The sequence below is a fragment of the Streptomyces sp. NPDC058279 genome (assembly GCF_042881255.1).
Lineage (GTDB): Bacteria > Actinomycetota > Actinomycetes > Streptomycetales > Streptomycetaceae > Streptomyces.
Genome location: NZ_JBHVYA010000005.1, coordinates 266,102 through 289,294, shown reverse-complemented (window position 1 = coordinate 289,294; position 23,193 = coordinate 266,102). Strand labels below are relative to the sequence as shown.

The 23,193-nt window shown below is 67.4% G+C and carries 16 protein-coding genes and 1 pseudogene; 12 read left to right on the top strand and 5 right to left on the bottom strand.

The window, feature by feature from the left end; genetic code table 11:
* The first annotated feature begins 1,017 nt into the window (after positions 1–1,017).
* The gene (locus ACFVXJ_RS13195; RefSeq protein WP_389661803.1) at positions 1,018–1,482 is read left to right on the top strand and encodes a hypothetical protein; all 465 of its coding nucleotides are present in this window, start codon (positions 1,018–1,020) and stop codon (positions 1,480–1,482) included.
* A gap of 58 nt (positions 1,483–1,540) precedes the next feature.
* Positions 1,541–2,827: a hypothetical protein gene (locus ACFVXJ_RS13190; protein WP_389661802.1), complete on the top strand. Its 1,287-nt coding sequence runs from the start codon at positions 1,541–1,543 to the stop codon at positions 2,825–2,827.
* A 1,806-nt stretch (positions 2,828–4,633) separates the two neighbouring features.
* On the opposite strand, the gene ACFVXJ_RS13185 is transcribed toward ACFVXJ_RS13190, so the two are convergent.
* The 4 genes from ACFVXJ_RS13185 to ACFVXJ_RS13170 all read right to left on the bottom strand — a co-directional run bounded on the left by ACFVXJ_RS13185 (position 4,634) and on the right by ACFVXJ_RS13170 (position 8,880).
* A complete protein-coding gene (locus tag ACFVXJ_RS13185) occupies positions 4,634–5,059 on the bottom strand; it encodes an NUDIX domain-containing protein (protein WP_285523261.1) in 426 nt (141 codons plus the stop codon).
* A 97-nt stretch (positions 5,060–5,156) separates the two neighbouring features.
* On the bottom strand, positions 5,157–5,945 hold the full coding sequence (locus tag ACFVXJ_RS13180) for an SDR family NAD(P)-dependent oxidoreductase (RefSeq protein WP_389661801.1): 789 nt from the start codon (positions 5,943–5,945) through the stop codon (positions 5,157–5,159).
* Positions 5,942–6,991: a hypothetical protein gene (locus tag ACFVXJ_RS13175; RefSeq protein WP_389661800.1), complete on the bottom strand. Its 1,050-nt coding sequence runs from the start codon at positions 6,989–6,991 to the stop codon at positions 5,942–5,944. The genes ACFVXJ_RS13180 and ACFVXJ_RS13175 overlap by 4 nt, the downstream gene beginning before the upstream one ends.
* On the bottom strand, positions 6,988–8,880 hold the full coding sequence (locus tag ACFVXJ_RS13170; protein ID WP_389661799.1) for a nucleotidyltransferase domain-containing protein: 1,893 nt from the start codon (positions 8,878–8,880) through the stop codon (positions 6,988–6,990). The genes ACFVXJ_RS13175 and ACFVXJ_RS13170 overlap by 4 nt, the downstream gene beginning before the upstream one ends.
* A 425-nt stretch (positions 8,881–9,305) precedes the next feature.
* On the opposite strand from ACFVXJ_RS13170, the gene ACFVXJ_RS13165 reads away from it, so the two are divergent.
* From ACFVXJ_RS13165 to ACFVXJ_RS13155, 3 genes and pseudogenes are all read left to right on the top strand, one after another.
* On the top strand, positions 9,306–9,446 hold the full coding sequence (locus ACFVXJ_RS13165) for a hypothetical protein (protein WP_389661798.1): 141 nt from the start codon (positions 9,306–9,308) through the stop codon (positions 9,444–9,446).
* Positions 9,447–10,006: 560 nt separating this feature from the next.
* Positions 10,007–10,156: a hypothetical protein gene (locus ACFVXJ_RS13160; protein ID WP_389661797.1), complete on the top strand. Its 150-nt coding sequence runs from the start codon at positions 10,007–10,009 to the stop codon at positions 10,154–10,156.
* Between the two features lie 187 nt (positions 10,157–10,343).
* A pseudogene (locus tag ACFVXJ_RS13155) lies at positions 10,344–10,843 on the top strand (transposase family protein); the annotation flags it as partial.
* Positions 10,844–11,142: 299 nt separating this feature from the next.
* Here ACFVXJ_RS13155 and ACFVXJ_RS13150 read toward each other — a convergent pair.
* A complete protein-coding gene (locus tag ACFVXJ_RS13150; RefSeq protein ID WP_389661796.1) occupies positions 11,143–11,427 on the bottom strand; it encodes a hypothetical protein in 285 nt (94 codons plus the stop codon).
* A 905-nt stretch (positions 11,428–12,332) separates the two neighbouring features.
* Between ACFVXJ_RS13150 and ACFVXJ_RS13145 the strand changes: the two genes are divergently transcribed.
* The 7 genes from ACFVXJ_RS13145 (at position 12,333) to ACFVXJ_RS13115 (ending at position 23,051) form a co-directional block, all read left to right on the top strand.
* Positions 12,333–12,908 (top strand): hypothetical protein, encoded by a 576-nt coding sequence (locus tag ACFVXJ_RS13145; RefSeq protein ID WP_389661795.1) that lies wholly within the window; start codon positions 12,333–12,335, stop codon positions 12,906–12,908.
* Positions 12,909–13,087: 179 nt separating this feature from the next.
* A complete protein-coding gene (locus ACFVXJ_RS13140; protein ID WP_389661794.1) occupies positions 13,088–13,495 on the top strand; it encodes a hypothetical protein in 408 nt (135 codons plus the stop codon).
* Positions 13,492–14,661, top strand: a complete 1,170-nt coding sequence (locus tag ACFVXJ_RS13135; RefSeq protein WP_389661793.1) for a hypothetical protein — start codon at positions 13,492–13,494, stop codon at positions 14,659–14,661. Before ACFVXJ_RS13140 ends, ACFVXJ_RS13135 begins: the two co-directional genes overlap by 4 nt.
* Before the next feature lie 355 nt (positions 14,662–15,016).
* The gene (locus tag ACFVXJ_RS13130; protein ID WP_389661792.1) at positions 15,017–15,667 is read left to right on the top strand and encodes a DUF3945 domain-containing protein; all 651 of its coding nucleotides are present in this window, start codon (positions 15,017–15,019) and stop codon (positions 15,665–15,667) included.
* A 494-nt stretch (positions 15,668–16,161) separates the two neighbouring features.
* The gene (locus tag ACFVXJ_RS13125; RefSeq protein WP_389661791.1) at positions 16,162–17,061 is read left to right on the top strand and encodes a hypothetical protein; all 900 of its coding nucleotides are present in this window, start codon (positions 16,162–16,164) and stop codon (positions 17,059–17,061) included.
* A 171-nt stretch (positions 17,062–17,232) separates the two neighbouring features.
* Positions 17,233–19,407 (top strand): hypothetical protein, encoded by a 2,175-nt coding sequence (locus ACFVXJ_RS13120; RefSeq protein ID WP_389661790.1) that lies wholly within the window; start codon positions 17,233–17,235, stop codon positions 19,405–19,407.
* Between the two features lie 44 nt (positions 19,408–19,451).
* Positions 19,452–23,051 carry a hypothetical protein gene (locus ACFVXJ_RS13115; protein WP_389661789.1) on the top strand — a complete coding sequence of 1,200 codons (3,600 nt, stop codon included), beginning with the start codon at positions 19,452–19,454 and terminating at the stop codon, positions 23,049–23,051.
* Positions 23,052–23,193: the final 142 nt, after the last annotated feature.

Sequence of the window (23,193 nt, the reverse complement as noted above, 5' to 3'; positions counted from 1 at the left end):
GCATCGGAAGAAGAGGGCCCCGGCTGCCGCGACCAGCCGCCCATCGGGCACGGCGAGCAGCTCGAGCGGTATCGGAGCGTTGTCGCCTTCCTCCAGGCGGTGGCCTCCGCAGCGATGCCTCCGAGCCTCTTCCACCCCACGGCCCATGCTGCGCAAGCACGTCGTTCCTCCCACGCTCGCCGGGCGTGGGGGCCTACTCCCCCCTTCGACCCTTCTCTCTCCGCGTAACCTCGTCGGGTCGATGACACCCCTGCGCCGACCGCCGCGCCGGCACCGCGTCGGTGTCTCGCTCAGAGCTGTGCCGGCCACGCTCGGCCGGCGTCCGTGACCGTCGCGACGTACCCGCCGAATGGCTGCGGCAAGAGGTGCGGTCAGGCCTGGCGGCCCCAGGAATCAGCCCTCACCTCGCGTCTCTGTGGTGACCCATCGGAACGCGCAGGGGCCGTGACCGGGACACGCGCAAGACGCCGGCTGCTGCTACTGGGTCCCTCGAAGTCCCGCGCGTGTCCGCACGGCATCTCGCGCGCGCTCCAACGGTGCCGCCCCGGTGTCGCACACAGTGCCCTCGGAGGACACATCTGCGTCGGGAAGTCGGGCGGTGTCTCTCACGAGACACAGTCAGGACACGAGTGGAAGCCCGCGTGTGCCCCCGTGCGGCTTCCCCGAGACCACGCCCTGACGCCAGGTGTCTCGCAGATGTCCCGTGGGAGCCCTTGCCGCGTTGCCTGTGGGACTCATGGGCGCGTGGCGCCGCCTGCTTGCGCCCAGCCGTCTCCGGCTGGGGCACTGCGGCGTATCACGGGTGCCCCACCAGAGACGACTGGTGACACCAATAGAGTCTGACTCGTGTATCGAGTAGGACTTGCATGGGCCTCGATAGGGACACTAGAGTCGACTCATAGCGATTCACATTCGAAAGAGGAAATGACGGGTGGTGAGTCCGTGTGACAGAGCGAGAGACATCCCGCGAACGACCGGATGGAGTGCAGGAGCGAGTGGCAGGGCGAGGTGGGTGCGATGACGAATCGGCCGAGTGAACCTCGCAAGGTCCGCTGGACCGTGCCCGCTGCCGACACCTCGGTGATCGAGTGGCTCGATCAGCAGGAGAACATCTCGCAGTCGCTGCGACTGCTCATTCGGGAGTCCATCCAGCGCGACGGATACGTCGACGTCTACTACAAGCCCGTCGAGCAGCTGCCGCGTCGCGGCCGGCCGCCCCTGGAGAGCACCGAGCAGCGCGAGGACGACGAGGCGGTCACCGAGCGCCGTCCGGCCGCCATGCCTGTTCGGCGGCCACAGCCCGTGGTCGCCGACCAGGCCGACGCCGTCGAGAGGACGGCACCAGCGCCGGTAGCCCAACTCGAGCCGGTTACAACACCTGTTGAGACGGTCGAGGGTCCTGCGGTAAGTGCCACCGGCCCGAACCCGGAGCCTCCGAAGCAGGCCTCCATTGACGAAATCATGGCGAGTACTCGGCGCTGAGTGACGCGGTGAATTGCATTTTCCAGGCAGACGACACAGACACCGAGGGACCGAATTCATGAGCGCCAACAGCAACGACATCATCACCCTCACCGGCGGCATCGACGTCGGCAACGGCTACGTCAAGGGCGTCATCCAGAATACGAAGCGGGAGATCTTCGACGAGATCGATCTGCCCAGCGCGGTCGTCTCGACTTCCCGCACCTCGCCGAAGGTGCCGCTCCCCGACGCGGATGCGGCCTCCGTGATGGCCGGCGACTTCTACAACCAGATCGACTGCTCACTCACCACAACCCTGGTGGCGGCGTCGGACCGCCGAATCTTCGGCCGGGCAGCGCTGAGCGTGCGCGGCTCGAAGTTCACCGAGTTCGAGGTACTGGGCAAGCACTCCAAGGCTGATCAGGAGCTGAGCAAGGTCCTGGTCCTGGGTGTCTTCGCCGCGAAGGCCCTGCGCGACTACGTCCGCGAGAACGGCGCGCTGCCCGCTCACGAGCTGCGCGTGCAGGTGCGCGCCGGCCTGGCACTGCCGATCTCCGAGTTCGTCGCGCGCCGCCACGCCTACGCCGCAGAGTTCATCGGTCTGCTGGGCAGCTCCGACCCCGCGGTGCACCTGGTGACGATCAAGAACTTCAGCACCCCGGTCTCGGTGCGCCTGCAGTTCATCGACGTACAGGTGATGGCCGAGGGTGCCTCCGCGCAGTTCGCCATCACCGACAAGGGCGAACCGCTGGCCCAGGCTCTTCTCGATGATCTGCGTACTCGCGACGCATCCGTGGTGGAAGGGGTCTCGGCCTCCGATCTGGTGGCGGTGCAGAACACCATCGGTGTCGACGTCGGTGAGGGCACCGTGAACTTCCCGGTCTTCACCGATGGGCGGTTCAACCCCGAGGCGGCAGCCACGCTCGACGAGGGCTACGGCACCGCGCTGATGAACGCCATGGAGCGCATGAGTGAGTCGGACGCCACGCTGCAGTTCTCCTCGCGCAAGCAGCTGGCGGACTTCCTCCACGCGAAGCCGTCTGTGCTGGTGAAGAACCGTCACCAGCGCGCCGCCGGCTTCGTCGAGGACGAGGCCGGCTACCTGGTCGAGGAGATCGCCTCCTCCTTCGGCGACGTCCTCTCCCAGGCCGGTGCGACGACCGAGGTCGTCTACGTCTACGGCGGCGGCTCGGGCCCCATCAAGCACCTGCTGCACCCTGCTCTTCTGAAGGCCGCCGGCGATGTACCTGTGCTCTACCTCGACTCGAGCTACTCACGGCACCTGAACCGCGAGGGCCTGTACATCGCGGCACGGCACGTCGAGCAGCAGGCCCTCGCCGCGAAAGCCGGCGGGCAAGCACAGTAAGGAGGCGGCCTGATGTGTGAAGCACTGGACGCGACCTCGAAGGCCGAGGTCGAAGAGATCAGTCGTCCGAACACTGATACGCCCTGCCACACGAGGACGCTGCGTCTCCGCGGGTTCTGTTTCGCGAGCAGGCCCGGCTGAAGCCGCTCGGGTCGGATGAGGAGCTTCCGAGCATGGCGGGCAGGTCCCGGACCAGGTGCTCGAGGTCACGGGAGCCGCAGACCCGGCGCTACCCGCGGGCAGCGGGCAGCGGGTGACGGCCAAACGCGCACGCCGAAGAGGTACTTCGCGACCCGCGCCTGATCGTGGGCATCGAAACAGGGCAGGTAGGAGGAGGCGCTCGGGGCCTGGCGATCTCCCCCGGACGAGGTGATGGATTCGGCAGTGAGACTCCCGGCGCTGCTCTGCAGCGGAGCGCCTGGCTCACGGCTGTACTCCTGGCGTGGACGTGATCTTCCGAAGGCCAGACCGGATCAGCTCCGCTGATCATGCAGAAGAGAAGAGCCTGGCGCAGTTGCCGGCCACCGTTCGAGAAGAGACCACTCGGGCTTGCTGTGACGGAGCCGCTCGGTCATGGTGGCCGACACCTCGGAACACTCGCCGCCCGCGGCGGCCGTGCTCCACGTGGTGCCGCGCGCGCGGTCGCCCCGGTCGCAAGTTGCCGGCGTCGCCGTCTCGGGCGCGGCGGCGGCCGTTGGGCGACTCACCGGGAAGGTCGAACAGCCGGCCGTACGCCGTATTCGGCGCCCTCCGGCGCATGGCCGTTGGTCGGGGTGTGTCGGCGGTAGGAGCGGGGCACGATCTCCCGAACGATGCTGCGTGCCGTCGTGGTGGTCATGGTTTGGGATTCCTTCCCGAGTGCTGCGGTGGTCTCCGTACGCCGACCGAGGTGCGGTCGGCGCCCCCGCCCCGCCTCGAACCGGGAGGGACCGGCCAGAGGCCCCCGGATCCGGAGGCGCCGTGGCGTCAGAACGGAGGGCAGTAGCAGCGACCGGCGCACACGTGCGCGGCGGTCTCGGCTCCCGCCTCACACGGCGCGTTGTCGCACCGGCTGTGTCCGGTGATCCCGTTCGTGGACCGGTCAAAGCGGGTGATCAGGCCGTGGTCTTCGCACGAGCCGCACAGCGGTTCCGGGGCGTGCGGAGTCCTGCCGGACACGCGTGACGACGGGGCCGGGCGGTGGCGAGATCGACCTTCCGGCCTCGGGCGGCCTGGTGCGTGCGCGGCTGCTGCCAGGGCAGTTCGACGAGCAGGTCCTTCGGCCCCTCGTCTATGGTCACGGGCGGAGTTGGCAGGTAGTGGTTCAGCGAGCCTTCGGGGGCCTGGGCCAGCCGGGTCCTCAACGAGGTCGTCCGGCTTCGTCAGCCAGGAGAGGAACACCTCGGCGTTGTCAGTGCAGTTCCGTGGTACGGATGCTGGAGTTGCACGGGCCGGCACAGGACACGGCAAGGCGGTAGCCGCTCATGGAGTCGGCCAGGCCGACTCCTGGCGGAACGAGGATGTTCTTCGACGTCAGATCCGGATCAGCTCTGCTGATCCCTTGTGCTCACGGCCTTCACGGGGCGAGTAAGGCGAGCCACGAAGAAGAAAAGACAGCACCCCGGCGCCGCGGTTGCCCGAAGGCAGCGCGCGCACCGGGGTGCTGGGGTAGTTGGAGCTGCATAGATCTCCAGGGACACGCCTCAGGGATCATCTGCAGCGCTCAGGAGTCGAACCTGTTCCGTGGGTGGCCTGCACGGTGTTCCCAATGGCGTACGCCGAGGATCAGCCGGCGCACTGCGGATTAGAACCGCTCCGTGCAGAGCTTCACGCCCATTCGGACATGACCTTCTGGATCAGGGGCAGCACCCTGGGAGGCTGGAGGTTGAGGGTGGCCAGGGCCTCGGGGGTGGTGAGGGGGGTCTCGACGAGTTCGTAGGTGCCGCGATCGGCACGCGTGAACTCGCTGCCGGTACGGTCGTCGAAGGCCCAGGTGCGGACCTCGGCGAGATAGATGTGCTGGATCTCTTCGCGTTCGGTGTCGGCAAGAGTGCCCAGCAGCCGGACGATGTGAGCCTTCCCGGCAATCTCCTCGTGGATCTCACGGTGGAGAGCCGCTTCCGGTGTGGGGTCGCCGTCCTCGATGCCGCCGCCGACGAGGACGTGGTAGACGTCGCGGCCGGGGATGGTGCGGCGGATGATGAGCATGGTGCGGGCCGGTGTGATCAGGACGGCACGGACGCGTTCTTTCACTGTGTCTCCTCAGGCGTTGCTGTCGAGGAGATCAGTTCATCATCCGGCCGCCATCACCGTGGAGAATTCGACCGGTGGTGAACCCGGCCGAAGGAGATCAGCTCATCACCCACCCGCCATCAACGTGGAGGCTCTGACCGGTGATGAACCCGGCCGCAGGACTTGCCAGGAAGGCGACAGCGGCGGCCACGTCCTCCGGCCGCCCGCGGCGGGGAACGCACTGGCGGGCGATCTGGTGCTCGGGGGACACCCGGGCGGCGGGCGGGAGGGCATCTTCAGCAGGAACCTGGATCGCTCCGGGCAGGACCGAGTTGACGGTGATCCCGCCCACTCCGACATCGCGGGCCAGGGACCGGGTCAGTCCGATCATCGCGGCCTTGGCCGTGGCGTAAGGGGTGAGCAGGCGACGGCCCACGAGGGCGTTGATCGAGCCGATGTTCACGATCCTGCCCCACTGGCGTGCCGTCATGCTTGCGGTGACAGCCTGGCACAGGCGGCGCGGAGCGTGGAGGTTGACGGCGAGGGACTGCTCCCAGTCGGCCTCGTTCAGGTCTTCCCAGGCGATACGCGGGTAGGCGCCGGCGTTGTTGATCAGGATGTCGACGGGTGCCAGGGCGTCCGTGACGGTGGTGATCAGGGCGGCCGGGAACTTCGGATCGGTGAGATCACCGGAGACGGCGATGCCTCGGGTGGGCAGCTGGTCCAGGAGGTCGGCGGCGGCCGCGTCCTCGTCGTAATGGGCGACGGCGACGTGGGCGCCGGCGGTGGCGAGGCCACGGCAGATCGCGGTGCCGATGCCACCGGTGGCTCCGGTGACCAGAGCAGTTCGGCCGAGCAGGGGTCGGGCGCTCAGCGACTGATCAGTGATGGAGAGGGTGGGGTTCACGGGAGCTCCGTTTCGAATGTGTGCTGAGTGAAGAACTCGGTGGCGTTGCTGCTCGGCTGATGGAGTTCGGCAGCTTTGATCAGCGTCAGGAGGGTGTCGGTCGTCGTGATGGGCCAGGGACGGACGACACCGAGGACGCGGAGGGTGAGGAAGGGGCGCAAGTCGTGCCAGGGGATGTCGGGCAGGGCTCGCAGGGCGGTGGTGAGGGCGGCTCGGCGGCCGGGGCCGGTGTTCCAGCGGTAGTGGATGTCGAGGTGTCGGAGTCGGGGGTGGTGGTCCAGGTGGGTGATCCGGGGGGTCGTGAGGGGCGGGAGGGCGAGGCGCATGGTGCGCTGGTAGGTGTCGGGTTGATAGGTGGGGACGAGCCAGCCGCCCAGGCCCATCAGGTACCAGAGGAGGTTGGCGGCTTCGCCCGGAAGGGTGTTGAGGCCGGCGAGTGCGAAGTCGAGCCAGCACAGGGGGTCGGCGATGTTGGGCTCGGTGGGGTCTCCCTGAGTGTGTCCGCACACCCAGCTGCTGTCCGGTGTCAGGATCTGGCGGGTGGTACGGACGACGTCGGGGAGGTTGATGGTGAGCGGCCGACCGTTGACGGTGATCGTGTGGTCGGCGAGGTCGGCCACAGTGAGAGCGGGAACGTTTCCTCCGGCCGGAACGACGGAGTGGCCGGGGTTCAGGTACCAGGTGTCCAGGCGTCCACCGGGTCGGATGCGGTCGGCGTAGAGGGTGGGAACGCAGCTGCTCAGGGGGTATCGGCGTTCGTGCGTGAAAGCGGTGGTCAGGTCGTGACACACGGCTTCAACGAGCTTGACGAGACGGGGTATATGGCTCGGGTCGCGGTCGGCCAGGGCGATGAGGTCGCCGAGGAGGAGTTCGCACCGTCCCTGAGCGAACACGTCGTCGAAGACCACCTGGCTGCCGTCCGGCCCGTCGTGAAGACCACGGAGCCGGGGTACGGAGAGGCGGTGTTCGATCAGGCGGTGGCCACGAACCTCCCCCATCGCGGCCGTGCGATTGGGGAAGTCCTTCGCGAAGACTGCGTCGGTCACTGCTCCACTCCGTTCATGGTGTCGTCCCACAGGTCGAGGATGATCCGGGCGACCTCGAGGGCGGCGGCGCGGTCGGTACGGGCGGTGCGGGCCAGGGAGGTGTCGTGGCCGTGGGCGCCGAGGAGCGTGGTCAGGGCGTCCTCGTCGGCGGAGACCGGTACACGGCGGAACTCCAACTGCACCTTCGCGGACAGCGCCGTCACCTTGTAGAGGGCGTGCAGATCGCCGGCGCCTGCGAGGATCTGGCGGCGGATGTCGAAGGTTGCCTGGACCCCGTTCATGACGGTGGCGGCCACGATGGCGGCCGGGTCCGGAGCGGGGAGCCGCAGGCCGTTTCGGACCCACAGCGGGGTGATGGCACCGGCACCGATCTGGGCCAGCACGTGCTGGAGTCGAATGGACACGTTGCCGGTGCGACATTCGGCGAGCGTGACGACGCTGACGCCGACCTTGACGCCCTCCAGGTCGGCGCGGAGTTCGGCCAGCACGTCGGCGAGGGGACCCAAACGGGCGTTGTCGGCGACGACGAGCACGTCGAGGTCACTCCACCCGCTCTGGTACCTGCCCTTGGCGGCGGACCCGGTGACGGCCAGCAGGTCCACCACCGGGTCAGCGCCGCCGGTGGTGCGGTCCAGCAGCTTGTGCAGGTAGGACTCCAGGCTGATCGGGAGGCCCAGCATGTTCACGGGCTGCGTCTCCGGGTGCCGTGCGGGCCAGTGGTGATCGAGGACCAGCGCGTCCAAGCAGCGCTCCAGGCGGAGCCGTGTACCGGAGTTGTCGATCACCCGGTCCGCGATGCCCGCGATCCTGTCCGCGCCTCGACTCTCCTTGACGAGGTCGCGCACGGCCACGTCGTCGGCTCCGGTTTCGCTGCGTGCGCGGCGGGCCGCCATCGGTGTGTCGAGGTATGTGACGGTGACCTGCCGTCCGAGCAGTCGTCGCAGTGCGGCGGTGGACTCCAAGGAGTGCAGCGACTCGATCGTCACGTCGGTCAGGTAGTGGTGGGCCGTCAGGTAACGATCCAGGGCGTCGACGATCAACTCGGCCTGGACGTCCTCCGTGACCGCGTATGGGTCGGGGAAGCCGGCGTGCGCGGCGGCGGTGTCGAGCAGCCACCCGATCTTGAGGCGGGCGTGGCCGTGTCGCATGCGCAGGTACTCGCCGGCGCTGCTCTTGCCACTCTCGGACAGCCCGGCGAGCGCGATGACCTGCACCCCGTCCAGGGCACGGGCAGGGACGGCCGGGTGCCGCGGGTGCAGCAGACGCCGGATGTCCCGCTGCACCTCGACGATGGAGCGGCCACCGATCAGCACCGTGTGCGAGAAGCGGCCCTCTTCGGTGGCCATGACGTGGAGTCGTTCGTGCAGGGCCCGCTGGTAGCGGTCGTAGGGCGGGGTGACGCTCGCCTGATGGGCGAGGCTGTGGGTCACGTTCTTGTCGATCTCGTTGGAGAACGCCAGGTAGAGGGAGAGCTCAGCGTTCTCGGCGACGCGAAGGTCCGTGGCCCACGGTTCGAGCAGGGCCCGTGCGCGGTCGGCCGCCGCCGGGGCGGCCAGGTTCTCGCGGACGGCAACGGTCGCGGCGACCGACGCCTCCAGCATGGGGATGCCCCGGTCGAACAGTCGCAGGCTCCCGACGCCGGGGGCGGCGGATCGCGCGAGGTAAGAAGACGCCAGGACGTCCACGAACTCCTCGATGCGGCTCTTCTCGAACCACCACCCGGCCATGTCGCCCTGGATGTCGGTCCATCGAGAGTCGTGGTCGTGCAGGGCGCCGGCGAGCGCCGCAGCCGGACCGATCCGGCGGCCCAGCAGGCCGATCTGCGTGGTCTTACCCGTGTTGTCGGCCCCGCTGAACGCGACCGACAACTTCGTGGACTCGTGATTCATCAGGTTTCTCCTCTTACTGCGCGGGCAGCACAAAGCGCTGCCCACTACATGGGTGTTCAGGGAAAGGGGTTCAAGTGCGGGATCAGGTCTGGTCGCGGCCAACCCCGATGGGTTCAACACAAAGCCGGACGGGCCGTTTTGCCACACGCTCGCTACCGAATCCGACGGCTTCGAGATGCGCACCACGGCCGTACAGAGCCTCGAACTTCACCGAACCGACTACTGCCAGGTTCTGGCCGAGACCTGTCTGGGCCGCGCCAACGATTGGCCCCGCTGTCCGTTGTTCGGAGCGTTCGGAATGAGTTCTTCTCCTCGGATACAGCAAAGCGCCCGGATCGACGACGTCGTCCGAGCGCAGTTGGCTGATTGGGCTGAGATATTCAGTTGTCCGTCATGCCCCCATCCGGATCGGCTTCGCCGATCAGATGATTTTCTCTTTCAGTGCTTCATCCGAATCAGCTGCGCTGATCGAATGCGTCGTCATTCCGAGCCCCGGATCGGCTTCGCCGATCAAACTCGCGTTCTTCGCCGAGCAACCGGCCACTCCCGACCAGACCACGGCGTGATGTCCCCTGGCTCGGCATTCACTTGACCTGCGCCAAGGCGTGCCTTCTAGGGGTTCTGATGCGGGATCATGTCGGCACGGGGCGTCATCATGAGTCGACGAGTTCCGAGACAGCCGCGCTGACCGAATACCTCGCCATTCCGAACCCCGGATCGGCTTCGCCGATCAACTTCACTTGACCTGCGCCAGGGCGTACCGCCAAAGGGTTCTGATGCGGAATCATGTCGGCATGGCACGTCATCATGAGCTGACGAGTTCCGAGACAGCTACGCTGACCGAATACCTCGTCACTCCGAACCCCGGATCGGCTTCGCCGATCAAAATCACGCTCCTCGCGAGCAACCGACCACTCCCGACCAGACCACGGCGCGACGCCCCCCAGCCCGGCAACGAGGTTGGACGACCGGCGGGTGCTGAACGGAATCGTGTGGAAGCCGCAGACGGGGTCGGCGTGACGTGACGTGCCGGCACGGTACGGGCCCTGGAGGACCCTCTACACCCGTTTCCGCAGGTGGGTGCTGGACCGGACGTTCACGCGAATGCCGGCCGCCCGCCCAGGCCATGAGGGACGCGACCGGTGACGGCTGGCTGGTGTCGGTCGACTCCACGGTCCCGCGGGCCCACCAGCATGCCGTGGGCGCCCGTAAAGAGGGGCAGGACGGCGGGACGAAATATGTGATCACGCCCTTGGACGATCCCCAGGCGCACTGACCACGAAAGTCCACCTGTCCTGCGACGGCCGCGGCCGGCCTCTCGGCTTCGTCCTCACCGGCGGCAACGCCGCCGACTGAACCCGCTTCGAGGAGGTCATGGACACCGTCAAGGTCCGCCGGGCCGGCGGACAAGAGCCACAGCTCCCGGCAGCCGTCACCATCCCGCAGACGTTCACGGCTTGCGGATGGATCGGTTCGTGAAGCTGGTGAGAGTGGTGCGGGAGCGGGGCGGGAAGGGACCCGGTGGCGGCCGACCGTGATGTTTGCCGCTGGCGGGCCGCCTTCTGCCGGTGGCGGTGTACTACCGCACGAACCTAACGATGCGGCAGCCGGCCCCGCTGTTCGGTATCTCCTCGGCGACGGTCGGCCGGGGCATCCAGCGGCTGAGGCCGTTGCCGGCGCTGGAGCCGGCAACGCGGCCCGTCGCGGACGTACACCCGGCTGGTCATGGCATCGGCCCGGCCGGCGCCGAGAACAAGGCCGATGCCCACGTGTGGCGGGAGTCGAACCTGCCGGCCGTGGCCGCCGGGACGACGGTGATCGGGGACGTTGCCTACCTGGGCACCGGGCTGATCACCCAGCACCACAGAAGGGCCGGTCGGCCCGTTGCCTGGGGCAGGAGGGGGACAACGCCGGACACCGACGGGTCCGTGCCCGCGTCGAGCACACCTTCGCCCGGATGAAGACTTGTACGTGTCCGAGATCCGTGATCTCGCCCCCGCGGAGCGTTGCGGTGATCGGCATGACACCGGGCCGGCGGATCAGGGTGAAAGACCGCCGCGGCAGGTGTCCCGCTCGCCCCGAACCAGGGCGTTCACCCAGCCGAGCCGGCCGGGGTCGATCGGGACCGGTGCTGCTCGCCTGTCGCCGGGTCGGTGACTTTGGCGATCACGGGTGCTGTGCCTTCCGGGTCGGTCGGGTATGCGGCGGCCGGCCCGGCGAGCGTCTGGGCGAAACCGGCGGCGGCCGAGGTGGTCGCGGCACTCATGCGTCGGCTTTCGTTCGCTGGGCGATCTCTTCGTCGAGTAGGTACGCCTCGCCCCACTGGTTCGGCTCCTCGACGGGGCGGCCGCGCCCGATGTCGCGCAGCCGTTCGCGGCGGCGGTCCTGGACGTAGCCGCGGCAGAGCAGGGCGTCGTGCTGGGAGGTGGGCCAGTTCGAGGCGGTCGCGCACCACCCGCTGTGCGGCGTGCGGGTCAGGCTGCGCCGGATGGCGAGGGCGAGCAGAGTGGCCACGCAGCCGAGCAGCGCGTCGATCGCGAGCACCATGTCGTGTCTCCGTCCGTCGTGGTGGTGTTGGCGGCGCGGAAGACGCCGGCGGCGGCATCTGCGCTCGTGTCGTATGTGAGGTCCTCGGGTGCCTCGTGGACCTTGCGGTTCGCGGTGGTGGCAACTCACCACCGGGACGGGCTCACAGCCTCGGTGCTGACCGGTTGGGGCCGGCGCTTGCTGCGCCCTGGCGGGTCGTACCCCAGGCAACGCCAAGGTCTGGGTGGTGCGCGCCGTGCATTGTCCGGCGCTCTCCTTCCGAAGTGGACACGCGTCAGAGCGTGGCCCCCTGCATGAACTCCAGGCCTCCGGCGATGGACGCGAGCACTGCGCCGAAGGTCCGAGGGAGCCGACCGCAGCAGGTCGAGGCCATCTCGACTGCGAGGCACGGCAGTTCCTTGCACCAGGCTGCGCCCTGCTTTCGCAGAGCCCTCCGGATCAACTCTGTTGATCCCCAAGCGCCAGACGGGCCCGCAGGCACTCTGCGCAACCGAGTCCCGCTCTGCACAGCCTCTACAACCCCTATCGCGCGACATTCTGACTCATCACAGATCATCATTGAATGGCTACTCAAATAAGATACCCTCAGAGACCAGTAGATCCAATCAGACTGGTCGGCAACAGGGGATGCGAGGCGAGAAGAGATGAGGACCTGGAGGACGAGGAAGGTTGGACTCTCCACTGCGGCGCTGACTGCGGGCGTTGTGCTCGTTGGGTGCTCCAGCGGCAACGGCGGAACGGCCAAGGAGACACTGCCGTCGCCTGCATCAAGCCCGGCGGCGAGCACAGCCAAGGTCGCCGACACGGCTCTCGGCAAGGCGCTGGACAAGCTCGCCTTCCAAGGCGCCGGAAGCTCCGGAAAGAACAGCGGAGCTTGCCTTGGTAGCGCGGTGCGGAAGGCGGGAATGTCGGAGAAGGCGCTGGCCTACATCATCAAGGCCGACAGCGACGACATGGGCACGGTCATCGGCGGACTGAACAAGGTGAGCGAGGACGACGCCGCACTGCTGGCCTCGCGGTCGCTGCGCGAGGACTTCGACGGATGCGTCAGCGAAGCCGTACTTCCGAACAGCGGTAGCCCCAAGGCCCAGAGCTACACGCCGCCGGAGGCAGCCGCGAAGCCAGTGGTGGGCAAGCCGAACCTGAAGCCTGCCTACCCAGTCCGCGCGGATCAGCCAGTCAGCTCTTCCCTCGAGCTCACCAAGGGCCTGGTCTCGATGTTCTCCTCCTACGCCCGTGACGAGAGCCAGAAGAAGACCTACGCGGCGGCCGGCCAGTGCCTGGCGACCTCGGTGTACAAGGCAGGCTTCAGCCAGGAGACGCTGCACTTCCTCGCCGGTGGTGCGCCGCTCGGCACCGGGTCAATCGTCGACCACGTGCCGAACGACAAAGACAAGGCGATCTGGCAATCCCCGAGGTTCACCCAGGAGCTTGTCGACTGCACGGCGAACGCGACGCCGACTCCCCTGTCCGAGCCCTGAGCGGGCGCTCATCAGACTGGCCTACCTGCTGCGGCAGTGCGTGGCAAGGGGGCTGACTGGGCGCGTCTTCGACTCTGCCGATGCTCGACAGAAAACAAAAAGAGTGGCAGATGTCTTATCCCCCAGCGCCGATAGGGCGACTTCACGGATTGGCGAGGCAAGGCATGGAGAAGCCGCAGATGACTGCCGCACACGAGTTGGACAAGGCGACGCAACCTGTGCGCGGCGCGAGGAAAAAGCCGTCGGGCGGGACACAGACCGGCAGCGGTGGCCGCCAGGGCATGTTCGTCCGGCTGAGCTCGGAGGAGAAGCAGCGCGCGGAGTACTGGGCCGACAAGCGCGGGTTCTCCTCGGTGAGCGAGTACGTGGCCGAGGCGGTGGTCGAGAAGATCCGGCGCGAGAACCTCGACTACGACCTGCCGACCCTGGAGATCGCGCGGCTCAATGAGCTCGTCGATCAGGTCGCGGCGCTGGCGAAGAACTCGGCGAACCTCGAACGCGTCGTCACCACGGGCTTCGACTCGCTGATCGGGCTCACCCGCGGCGACAACTACCTGCTCGACGAGGAGCACGGTGAGCTCGTATGAGCCGGGACTTCGCAGAGATGCTGGAGGCGGCCACGCCCACCGACGAGGTGATGGATGTGGACACGTCCTTCCTCGACGCCTACCGGCGTGGTGGGAGCGAGGAGTTGAAGCGCGTCCAGGCTCAGGCCGCACAGCCTGGGCCTGCGGCGCCAACACCCGAGCCGGAGGTGCGGTTCGATGAGACCGGCGCCATCGACTCTCGACTCGGGGTCGAAGGTCCGCGGGCTGATCTCGACGGGGAAGCCGGAACGGATCGTCCGAACCTGGAGCCGGACCGCGAGCCCGACGTCGGCAACTCCGAACGCACCGTCAGATCCAATCAGCGCGGTGGCGCCGGCGGCGGACAGAGCACCGCTGACGGGGTGCTCCCGGGCGGTGTGCCGGCGGGCCCTGCGGCCGATGCCGTTTCCGCTCCCGGGTACCGGCCGGACGTGGAGGGTGCCGCTACAGCCGAAATCGCTGCTCATGACGACATCGCCGCACCGGACGAACCCGAGCAGGTGGGGCCCGGATCGCCGCAGTTCACCGGTGATCCGCGCGCCGCGCAGAGCGCGCCCTCGAAGAGGGGCTCGGGCAGTACAGCCGAGACCGCCACGCTCCCCCAGTCGGGCTTCCGGCTCGTCGGCATGCAGAGCCAACCGCACATCAAGGCACTGCCCGAGAGCGTCATGAACGCGCTGCGGGAGCAGCTGCGAGCAGCCGCGGTCCGTGAGCTGGGCGCGAGCGACAGCGCCGCTCGGGAGTTCAGCCGGCGGCTGAGCCAGGGCACCCTGGTGATGGCGTTCCTGTTGGCACATCTCGACCTGCACCTTGATGCCGATCCTGCCACCGAGCGCGCCGTGGAGCTGTTCCGCTCCCGCGACCCGCTGCTGGGCAGCGTGTTGACACGGTTGATGAGCATCGAGGCTGTCGAACGCGAGCGGGACGGGCTGTTGCGCAAGCTGCGCGACGAGCTGGGCGAGGTGCGCCAGACCAGCGCGGTGATCGAGCAGGCGCTCGCATACTCCATCGCCGACCGCACGGAGAACTTCCTGCGGGGCTCGCACAACCTTCATGACGCGCCGATCACACACAAGGAGGCGATCCATCTCCGGGACATGGCCCGTGAGGCGACCAGGAAGCAGTCGAGGCTCGAACGCGAGCGGGAAGGGCGGCCGATCCGATGACCGCGAGGAGCAAGGAGAAGCTCTTTTCCGTCCGTAAGCGCTGCAGGGCTTGGGGTTGTCGGGTCTCTGTGTCCAGGACGCGGGTGTGCGGGCATGGCCGCGTCGGCCTCGCGCCCCGAGGACGCGCCGCGCCTCACCGGCAGCCTCGTTCCACGCACGTGAAGCCCCAGGGCGCGCACGGCCCGAACCGTCCGGGTCCGAAGGTGCCCTCGTCGCTGGACGAAGTCGAGCGCAAGTACGGAAGCAAGTGCGGCAAGGCCGGGCTGGGCCCCAGCGACACGGCGAAGTACCCGCTGCCTACCGAGAAGGGCCGGAAGCTCAGGCCGGCGCGGGCCAGTGAAATGAGCTCGCCACGATGACGAAGAACGCCTCGTCCATGCGCGCCGAGCCGGGCCTGGGAGACCAGGTCGGCGCCGGCCGCGCCGAGGGCGTGTGGCAGGCCGCTCCAGGTGGCCCGAAGAGGGTCGCCTTCAAAAAGGTCTGGTCGGGCCACGAGTTCAGCGATGACGAGGTGGCAAAGCTGCTCGCGGGCGAAACGATCTCGTTCGAGGCGAGGCCGAAGGGGAAGAAGCCCTTCCCGGCCACCGGTGCGCTCGGCGTCGGCAACTTCAGGGGTCGCACATTCGTCGGGTTCCAGCTGGAGGTGCCGGACAAGCCGACGAAGTGGTCCGGCCGGACGTTCACGCCGGCGGAGGTCGCGGCGCTCCTGGCGGGCCAGGCGCTGGAAATCGACGACTTCGTCAGCGCGCGGACTCGCAAGACCTTCGGTTGCAAGGTCACCTGGGACGCGAAGGCCAGGAAGATCATCCCTGATTTCGGCTCCGACGACGAGCCACCTCGGTCCTGGTGCCAGGTGACCTTCACCGATGCGCAGCGCAAGGACCTGGCGGCCGGTAAGACCATCCAGGGCACGGGTTTCGTCTCGGCCAAGGGCAAGACCTTCGACGCCCGCATCTCCTGGAGGAAACAGGGCGGCAGGAAGAAGATCGTCCCGTCGTTCGGTTGATGGCGGCCGGGTAGTGACGCGTGGGAGCGGGTCCCGGACCTCGGGGCCCGCTCCCGCTGCTGCCATTTCACGACAGGAGGCGTCCGGTCCGGTCCGGTCAAGGAGACGCTGTGCGGCGCCGGGCACGCCCCCCCTCGGCACTCTGAGCCGGCAGTGCTCGACGGGATGTCGGTTCGTCAGGAAAACCTCGACCAGAGCGGCTCCGTCGATGCGTTGGCCGTGCTCGGCCTGGGCGACGACGTTCCGCGCCTCGAGGCGGAAGCGATGGACTGAGCGCGACCGCTTCCGCGGTGCGACTGATCCGTCAGCCGTTCAAACAGCACTCGATGACTCGGATCCGCCAGTCGGACTCGCCTCACATCGCCATCCGACTACCTTTCACTCTCGTTTCGAATGACCCGCCTAAGATAGGATGCCATTCGCGCGCCTCACATATGAAGGCTTCTCGACAGGTCGAGCAATGGCCATTGCGGTGGCAGGGGGATGGGAGATTCATGGCGAAACTGTCCTACAAGGTGCCAAGTTCGCTGAACAGGAGCTTCCTGGATCACGAGATCACGCTCAGCAAGGGCGGCTGGGCGGCGAAGCCCTCCCCGATCAAGCAACTGCTCTTCTTCGGTGGCGGCATCCTCGCCCTGCTGTGGTTCAGCACGTCGACGTTCGTCGCGAGCTCGGGCCCAGTCGCCATCACGTTCTTCGTTCTCTGGGGACTGGCGGCGATCGCCTACTTCGGCGGGCTGATGAAGACGAAGGAACTGCGCATCATGCGGGTGCCGGCCTTCCTTGCCTACCTGCCCCGCAAGGCCCGCCACGTCTTCACCCGTCGCAGCTCGAACCCCACGGACTTCTACTCGATCGTCGGCATCGACGGGATCGACGAGGGCGGGCTGATCCGTTTCTCCGACGGCGGCGAAGGCCGGGTCTACCTGGTCGTCGGCTCAGCGAGCTATCTGCTCTTCGACGAGGACCGGATCGGGATCCTCGACCGGGTCGACTCCTTCTGGCGCAAAGTCGAGACGACGTGCGAGCACAGCTTCATCACGACGAAGGAGCCGCAGCGGATCTACCACCAGGTGGCGAACCTGGAGCGGCGCAACCAGGCCCTTCAGCTCCGTGACCCCGATCTGATCGAGCTGCAGAACGAGCAGTACGACATCCTCACGCAGCACGTGGGCGGCAAGTTCCCCTCGATCCACCAGTACCTGCTGCTCAAGGGCAAGAACACCGACGCACTGCGCAAGGGACACCAAGTCCTCCAGGCCGAGGTCGGCGGCTCCACCCTCATGATCAAGGAAGCCACGATGCTCGACCGCGAGGAGGTCGAGCCGATGCTGCGGGTCTTCTACCAGGGCATCGACGACGAACTGCTCGACCTCAAGACGTCGCTGAACTGACAGCGCCAGGCCGACCCACACGACGAGGAACGAACGAAGGACACCATGGCGCTGATGACGAAAGTCCGGGCACAGCTCGGCGTCCCGGGAAAGAAGCCTGACGAGACGAATGAGAGCGGGGAGCTTCTGGTCGGTGATCTGCCCGCGGACGACGCTGCTCAGACTGAGGGCGTGCAGACCACTGCGGCAGCTCACGGCGTGGCCGACGAAGCCGCCGAGCCGAAGAAGAACTGGTGGCAGCGCCGCCGTGAGGTGAAGCACCTCCAGGGCGCATTCGACGCCTATCCGCATCTGCTCGCGCTGAAGCCGAAGGAGAAGTACCTCTTCCGCTCCGACTACTTCGAGGTCGACGGCTCGGTCGCCTGCATCCTGGCGTACTTCCACGACGACGCCGCGCACGACAACTTCGCCGCCTTCTGGGGCATCGATCGGATCCCGGACGGCCTGGGCGAGCGGGTCACCGCGGTCGTGCTTGAGCAGGTCAAGCGGATGGACGACAAGTGGATCGACTCATATACGAAACAGTCCGAGAAGCTGGAACGGCTCGATGCCAACGAGCAGGAGGAGACGGGCACAACCTCCTCCAAGCGCAAGGCCGCGAAGATCTCCGGTGACCTCGGGGTCACGATCGGAGAGCTCCAAGACGGCGCGAGCTACCTCTCGGTGCACAACCGGCTCTTTCTCAAGGCCCCGGATCTGGCGACCCTGGACGACACGATCGACCGGGTCACGCGCCTGTACATCGACCGCTTCGGCACGCTGAAGGCTGCGCCCTACGCCGGCGAGCAGCGCCAGGAGCTCTCGGGCCTGTGGAAGAACAACGAGAAGAAGAAGGGCAAGGGCTTCCACTTCACCTCGACCGAGCTGGCCGGCTCGTACTCACTGGTGACCAACGGCCTCAACGACAAGGGCGGCGAGTACGTCGGCTACATGGTCGGCGACGTCAACAACAGCGCCGTGCTCATGGACGTAAACGCCTACGCCCACCACGTGATCGTCGCCGACGCCACCCTCAGCGAGTACCTCGACCGCCAGCGGGTGGCCAACATGTGGTGCTCGAAGATCTCGCAAGCGACGCTGCTGAACAACGGCCAGGTCGTCCATCTCGTCCTTGACGGGGCGAATCTCGACAAGCTCGGCCCGAGGTTCGAGCGGCTCACCTCGCGCGTGGACCTGAACCAGGGTGACGTGAACATGTTCGAAATGTTCGGCGAGGAGGAGGACGAGCTGACGGTCTTCTCCGCTCAGATGGAGAAGCTCAAGCTGATGTTCGAGCAGCTCTACGAGACCACCGACGGTGCCGTCGGCTCGATCATCCGCAGTGCCCTCGAAGACACGGCCACGGACTTCTACATCGAGCAGGGCATGTGGCGGCACAACGCCAAGGAGCAGCGCAACCGCCTGCGCGTGGTGAACATCCCGCACACCCAGGTGCCGCGTCTTCAGATGTTCGTCTCCTACCTGGCGACCGCGCACAAGGCGCTGTTGAACTCCAGCAAGACCGACCCGGACCAGCTGCGCGCCTACAACGTGCTCAGAGGCATCGCCAACGCGATGCTGAGCACCAATGGCGACCTGTTCAACAACCACACGGCCTCGGCCGTGGACGGGGTCCGGGATTCGCGGCGCGTGGTCTACGACTTCTCGCGGCTCATGCGCCGCGGCAAGGGCGTGGCGATGGCGCAGCTGGTGAACATCGTCGGCTTCGCCGTCGGCAAGCTGGGAATCGGCGACACAGTGATCATCCACGGCACCGAGCACATCGACGACCGGGTGAAGAAGTACCTCAAGGACCAGTTCGACCATATGCACGAACGCGGCGGCCGGGTGGTCTACAGCTACAACGACGTCGACAAGATGCTGGCCGACAGCGACTTCAACAAGTTCGACGCTGCGGACTACACGCTCTTCGGTCCGATGCGCGACAAAACGGTGGCGGAGTACCAGAAGCAGTTGCACCAGCGGATCCCGCCGGATCTCGCCCGACTCATCACGACCAAGGACGAGAACCTCACGTACCTGCGCCGGGGCGTCTCCAACGTGGTCTTCCACCTGGATTTGGCACTGGGGATCAACCCCTACCGCGAGGCCCAACGCAGGCAGGTCCGACTGGAGGCGGCCAAGGCCGAAGAGACGGCGCGGATGGACTCGATCATGCACGACAAGCCGACGCCGGGCGCGAACCTCACCAGCATCCGGAAGCACAGCGAGGGCGACGGCGGTGGGGCCGACGCGGGCCAGGCTGACGCGATCAAGCGCAGCGACGGCAAGAGCCTGCAGCGGCCCGAGGACAACGCAAGGCGACCGGCAACAAGGCCCAGGCCCAAGAAGCTGGAAAAGACATGAGCGAGGTCGGCACTGATACGAGGACGAGGAGCAGAGGAGAGAGCATGAACCGGACGATCACGGCGGTGGCGAGGCTGCGTGCCCGGGCCGGCCACAGCGTGGGTGCAGTCCGCCCGGGCAGGCCCGCGCGCGGGCTCGCCCTCATGCTCCTGGCGGCGCTGCTCGTGCCGGTCTTCATGATGGCGACGTCTTCGCCGGCGTCTGCGGACGACAAGAAGGAGCGCGACAACTACAGCCTCTACCAGCTGGCCTCGAACGCGAGCTCGTACTTCAGCGAGAAGAACTCGCCGCAGAACGACAAGGGCATGCACGAGAACTGGAAGCCGGTCACGTCCAGCCCGTCCTCGGGCGGTTCCTTTCTCGGCTACGCCGACCCGGAGTTCAGCCTGGGCAACATCGTGGGCTGGTTCTTCGCCGAGGTGTCGGGGTCCTCGCAGACCGTCACCTACGAGACCCTGGCCGCGAAGGATGACAAGGGCAACGCCAAGTACGCGGGCATGCTCGACTACGCGCACTTCGGGGCGGCCAACAACGACCTTGGCCTGGACACGATGTCCTCGGGCATCGGCGGCCAGATCGTGAGCGTGATCGGGGGGTCGATCATCTGGGTCCTCTACGCCCTGGCGCTGGCGGTCGGCACGCTGTTCTACGTCATCATCCAGTTCCTGAAGCTCGTCAACCCCTTCGTGTGGTTCTACAGCGCGGTCGCGGCGGTGAATCCGACTCTTGCCGAGGGTATGACCGGAGGCGATACCGGAGGCGGCGCGCTCTCGGGTCTGCAGCACTGGATCAGCGGCTGGTACGGCTTGCTCGTCGACATCTCGTGGCAGGCGCTCGTGCCGATCTTCATCGGCTTCCTGCTCATCGGCCTGGTCATGTTCAAGAAGATGGACCGAGGCTCGGCGATCAAGAAGCTCGTCGTGCGCGTCGTCTTCATCGGCGTCGGCCTGCCGCTCGTCGGGTCGATGTACTCCAGCGTGCTCGGAAAGTTCGACGACTCCGTTCTCGGTCAACACGCCGGTCCGACGCGCGTCGTGCTGAGCACTTACGTCGACTTCGAGGCGTGGATGATGAACGACCGCCTGGGGATTCCGGACCAGGCCACTGTTTCCTGGGACGATGACCAGGCCAGCCCGGACGCGATGATGTCTGTGCGCACGAGTGCGCTGGCGATCAACAAGCAGTCCCACGGGGCGACGTTCAACGGCATCAACATCGGGACGAAGGCCAAAGACGCCGAGTCGGCTTGGAAGGACGGCACCGTCTCCGTCAACGGAGGCCGTGCCTCGGACGACTTCAAAGCGGTGTTCTCGACCTTCGGGATCATCGGCAAGTACATCGCGAGCAACGAGGTCGCGGCCTCCGACTTCGAGTCGGGGATCAAGACCTCGATCACGCAACTGGACGAGAGCTCGGATACCAAGAAGCGCTGGTTCGTCGACAAGTCCAGCTACGGCGACGTGAAGAAGTTCGGTGAGGAAACGGGGCCGAAGCCGGTCGATCACCCGGTGATCTCGACCGACGGCACGGGCTTGACCTCCTCTCGTCCCGGTAAGGATTCGACGGTCTTCACCACGACGGGGACGAAGGGTGGCTGTGGCTTCACGGTGGGCAAGACACCCTCCTCGTGCAACCTGTCTCCCCTGGCGGCGTACAACTACCTCAACACCGGGTTCAACCCCGGCTCACTGGCCATGTACTCGTCGAACAACGCCACCAGCGGGTTCACCCGCGAGAACCACATGGCCGTCAGCCAGGTGGGCACGGGGCCGGCGAAGTTCATGTACTGGAGCAACGCGGCCACGGTCCTGGGCTCCATCGTCCTGCTCGGCTTCTGGTACGCCATCGGCATGCTGGCCGGGGCGATCAAGCGGACCTTCGGCCTGGTGGCCGCCGTACCGTTCGCGACGCTGGGCGCCCTGCAGGCGATCGCCAAAGTGATCGTGTACTCCACGGCGATGATCATGGAAGTCCTCGTCACGCTGTTCGTCTACCAGTTCGTCTCGGAATTCCTGATCTCGGTCCCGGACATCATGGCCGGCCCCGTGTCGAGCTTCATGAGCCCGGGTGGCTTGTGGGGCAGCGCCGCGCTCGGCGGGATCATCGTGGTGGTCCTGACCCTGATCTCCTCGCTGGTGATCATGGGCATCACCTTCGCCCTGCTACGGGTGCGCAAGACTGTGCTGCAGGCGCTGGACGAGGTGGTCACCAAGCTCGTGGACAAGTTCCTCGAGACGAACACCACGCCGAAGCCGGACAAGGGTGGGCTGATGCCATCTCTGGCCGCGGGTGTGGGGTCTGGCGCGGGAATGGCCATGGGGAACAAGCTCGCCAACGGGTTCGACAGCAAGACCAGCGGTCCGCCGTCCCCGAGCGGGGGCAGGCCCACGGGCAAGACGGCGTCGACGAACGCCGGCGGCACGAACGGTGGCGCCGGGGAGTTGACGTCCGGTAAGCAGCAGCTGACCCTCGAGGGTGGCGGGCAGGATGGTCCGGATGGACCGGACAGTCCGGCGCTGGATGGTGGTCCTGGTGGTAGTGGCTCCGGCGGCGGCAGTGACGGCGTCAAGGCTCTGCCGGGCGGCATCGGTCCCGCCGGTGGTCTGGGCACGCCCGGTCGCGACGGACAGGCCGACAAGGGTGGTCCGCTGCAGCTGACGAGTGGCGGAGCGGGCAGCTCGCGCTCGGACAAGCAGACGGCGCAGGGTCTGAGCAACCAGGGTGGCCTGTCGAACCTCGGGTACACCGCGGACGGCCACAAGGTCATCCGCGGTGAGGTACTTTCCTCGTCGACGGAGCCGTCGAGTTCTCGTGGTGGTGCTCAGGGCGAGAGCGGCGCCAACGGCGCTGGTTCTGTCCCGACCAGCGGATCCCGTAAGGCTGTCGCCGGTCAGACGGTACCGACGCAGTTCGGCGCGGGTTCCCAGGGTGCGCAGAGCCAACAGGACGGCAACCAGCAGGCTGCACCGCAGCGCTTCAGCGGCGACGCCGTGCCTGCCCCGGCTCCGGCTCCGTCACAGCCGGGTGCGCCGAGCGCGCGTCCGACGCAGTTCGGCGCGGGTTCCCAGGGTGCGCAGAGCCAACAGGACGGCAACCAGCAGGCTGCACCGCAGCGCTTCAGCGGCGACGCCGTGCCTGCCCCGGCTCCGGCTCCGGCTCCGGCACAGCCGGGTGCGCCGAGCGCGCGTCCCACGCGCTCCGCTCAGAGCACCCCTGCCCCGGCTCAGGCCCAGACCCCCATCCGGCCGCCGGCACGGCAGGAGCAGGCCGAGGCGCAGACGAACAGTGACCGGCTGCTGCCCGTGAACAACGCCCGCCGCGACGGCTCCTCGGCTCCGAGGCAGCCAGGGGCCGGTGCTCCGGCTGTGGGTCGGGCTCCGGCTGCGCCTGGTGCGCGGACTCCGGGTCGGACGCAGGCAGCGCGTCAGCCGGGTTCGATCCAGACGTCGACGCCGCGCCAGACGCCTGCCCCGTCGGGGCGTGCTCCGCGGCCGCCGGCTCCTGCACCGGCTCCTTCGCCGCGGCAGGCTCCGGTTCCACGTCCGCGCCGGACGGCCGATCCGGCCCCCCAGAGCGTGGAGACCCCGGAGCCGCAGCAGCGGCCGGCCGTTGGCCCCCGCCGAGGCCGGCGCGAGGAGGACTGATCCTCCGATCGAGGGCGAGCGTGGAGGCCTGACGCACCCGGTGAGAACGATCAACCTCACCGGGTGCGTCGTCCATACCGGGCGCCGCAGCTTCAGGAGGAGACGTCAGAGGCTTGACCAGCCGAGGAAGCACAGAACCCCG